The sequence below is a fragment of the Paraburkholderia sediminicola genome (genome assembly GCF_046026855.1).
Taxonomy (GTDB): domain Bacteria; phylum Pseudomonadota; class Gammaproteobacteria; order Burkholderiales; family Burkholderiaceae; genus Paraburkholderia; species Paraburkholderia sediminicola_A.
Genome location: NZ_JAQQET010000077.1, coordinates 1 through 2,951 on the forward strand (window position 1 = coordinate 1; position 2,951 = coordinate 2,951).

Sequence of the window (2,951 nt, forward strand, 5' to 3'; positions counted from 1 at the left end):
ACATCGCGATTCGCGCGAGTGGTCCGTGTGCGCTGCGCCTCGTGGTTCACCGGCATATCGACGACGCGTCGATCGACGCAGTAAGCAACGCGTTTGAGGCGCTGGTGAGGTGAATCTTCGCCTCGCACAAGACACGGCAACACAAATCGTCCAGCTATGTCAGTCCTGCTGCGTCTTACGACGCGAAAGGGACTCGAGCTCGAAATGAGTTGCCAGTCTGGACAACGATCCACTCATGGTGTCGTGGCATCAGGTCGCTAGATCTGAACTACGCCAAAACGGTTGTGCCAATGCGTGGGGCCGAGATTCGACACATAAGGACTGAAGTCTTGGTCCCTTAGCCAGAATCGTTCGCACCAGTGGAGCAACCACCGTATCCTTTACCCGTACTGGAGGATCGCTGGAAGTCTGTAGCGAGCCGTCGGAATTCTATTCCTCTGCCCGTCGGGGCTTCCGACCACTTTAGTTAGTTTTACTCAGCGCATGGTCCGGTTCGGCGAACGACGCGGCAGGCGCAGTTGGATTGGGAAAGCCAGCTTCCTGGGTGCCGCTGACGTTCAGATGTCCAGGCGAGTCATCGTGCCAACATCCGCAACTGACCGAACCCGGAAGTACGCGGTCAGCCCGAACAGCGCGAGCCTCGGGCGCAAGCTGAACTTCCGTAACTGACCCACAAGGGCCTATCGAGTCAGACAAAAGCAGACGTTCGAAATAGTATCTAAGCCAGCATTTGGTCATGCGTTGTAGATGCAGCAAGCCGGATGTCTCGCGCGAATTTGCGATAGGTCCATGCCAATGTTGCCGCTCCAAGTGTCCACGCCATTAGCCTAATCAGCGCTTCCGAGAATAAGTCCACGCCAGCCGAATTGAAGCTTTGATGGAGGAACGGCAGGACGAAGCGAGCGACCAGATAGCTGGGAAGCGCCGATCCAATCCCGTAAATGCATGCCACCTTAAGAGCTTGACCCCGTGTATCGGTCCATGCGGCCCGCCATTGCATCCTTCCACCCACCGCGACATGCGGAAATAGCAATGCGCTGCGAGCAAGCACATAGCCAGCTCCTATAAGGAGAAGAATTGTTAGGGTCTGGGTTTCTGGGGTGATGTTCGCACTTTGCACTCCCGTAGCCTGCAATGCTGCTTGTGAAATTTGGACGATCGCAATCGCTAAAGTGAATACGGTCGCAAATATGATCGAGATCACAAAGTATCGACCATAGGCGTGAAGGCTGATCGACGATAGCTTGAATCTCTCACCGTCAATCACGTAACGAATGATCGGTATGGCCAAAATTGGCTCGCCGATGTTGCTAGCATGATTCGCAAGCACCCGCAAATACGGCAAAGCGTAAAAACCACTATGCGGCAGTCTCCCCATTGCGCGCAGGGCAGCATAGAGATGTATGACCTTCTCGATCCGCACAATCCCCAGCGATACGCCGAACATAATGAGAAATAGGATCGGCATTTGATCGATCACGCGTACCGTATCTCGCCACGCGCCGACTATGCATTTCTCTACAGGAATTGTTCCCATCGCTGTTCCCCTTCTGCGCCTGGTAATGGTCCCATGCGTCTATTTTTCTAGGTAATCTTCTCTTGGCAAGCACGTTTAATTCATTTTCTATTCATAGCGCATTCGATTGATTTTGCTTCGTGTCAGATATTATCTCGTTTCTCCGACCCCTACGTGTTCTGGCATGCTGTCAACGATCTATGAAGCGGTCTCGACCGGCCGTTCCTGGCCGGGAAGACTCACATTCAAGCTCCGGGATCAGCGAGACAGGGCGGTTGGCCGCATTGAATCAGAACTCGTACAGAGCGTACGAGGTGGCGGTTTATCGTCGGAATCAGTGACGTAGGAATGTCATAGGGACCAGCGGTCCGGAAATCAGCCGCATGCATGACGTGCCGCAGGCCTACGTTGAACTGGACAAACGCCTCGATGCACGGGTCAGCCTGCATTGCCTGCTTCATCGCTCCGTCATCCAACCAATGATGCGAATGGAGCGTAAAGGTCGGGGCGTCAAATGGCGGAAGTGCCCGAAACCCCGCGTGAACGAGCCAATCATACTGCGCTCGGTCTATTTTGCAAATAAGCGGAGTGCCGTACAGGGTCACGCCGCTTTTAGCGAGGTGGTCAATCCACCAATCATTCTGCCAACGCTCGTAGCCAAGCAAAGCACCTTCGAGGCGTTCCAGGTTTTCAACGCCGTCCCCATTCCTGTTGATGTGTTGCCGTATGAATTCCAAGGCGGGGATGCGCCATTCTTCGCCCTTAACTGCGTAGAGTATTTGCCCAACACGATGACCCGGTCGTTTTTTAGTATCGAAAATTTCCTCATGCGAGTGCAATATACCTTGAGCGACATACGCATCAAATCGTGTTTTTAGTCTGACAGAGGTCGGTACGGCGCTATTGAAGTCAATAAACGCAAAGGGTTTTCTCCCTTGCACCATCAAGGCGAGTTCAAAACCGGTATGCACAAGATAAGGGAGGGTCGCTCCCGAACCAGTGTGCTTGTAGAGGAATGCTTCACGCGAGCCGTGCTCGAATTCAATCCCGAAAGCATTGCACACGGCAGTCACCGTTACCGGCGTTAGAAGATACGGGTTCTCAAGTTCTGGGTCCTTCGACAGGTCGAGTTCGGCGGACTGACAAAGGGTTTCGAAGTCGTCGGTTTCGAAACGAACCTGAAGCCACGGGCACAGTAGGTCCGGATCTACGGCGGACAGTATGAAAGGATTACGTTGACGTTTCATGGCAATCCAATTTGAATCCGGTCAAAGACTGCAACCGACAGAAGATCGTTCAAACAACTCGCTCCGGGCTCCCAGTTCAACTTCATGGATAGATCGTCATGCCGCAGACCTCCATGGTCAGCAATTGAACCTCCTTGCTGGCGTGCCGATTGTCGACGATCTGTAAGATGGTGTCGAGCGGCCGCTTT

At 53.5% G+C, this 2,951-nt stretch carries 2 protein-coding genes; both read right to left on the minus strand.

Features of this window, described 5'->3' with window-relative positions:
• Positions 1-718: 718 nt before the first annotated feature.
• On the minus strand, positions 719-1,537 hold the full coding sequence (locus PQR40_RS38820) for a hypothetical protein (protein WP_408511265.1): 819 nt from the start codon (positions 1,535-1,537) through the stop codon (positions 719-721).
• Between the two features lie 224 nt (positions 1,538-1,761).
• Positions 1,762-2,763: a hypothetical protein gene (locus PQR40_RS38825; RefSeq protein ID WP_408242206.1), complete on the minus strand. Its 1,002-nt coding sequence runs from the start codon at positions 2,761-2,763 to the stop codon at positions 1,762-1,764.
• Positions 2,764-2,951 lie beyond the last annotated feature (188 nt).

What these genes read in the sequence shown, in the direction of transcription:
- PQR40_RS38825 (WP_408242206.1), bottom strand. Translation starts at nt 2,763, where the DNA reads ATGAAACGTCAACGTAATCCTTTCATACTGTCCGCCGTAGATCCGGAC.
- PQR40_RS38820 (WP_408511265.1), bottom strand. Translation starts at nt 1,537, where the DNA reads ATGGGAACAATTCCTGTAGAGAAATGCATAGTCGGCGCGTGGCGAGAT.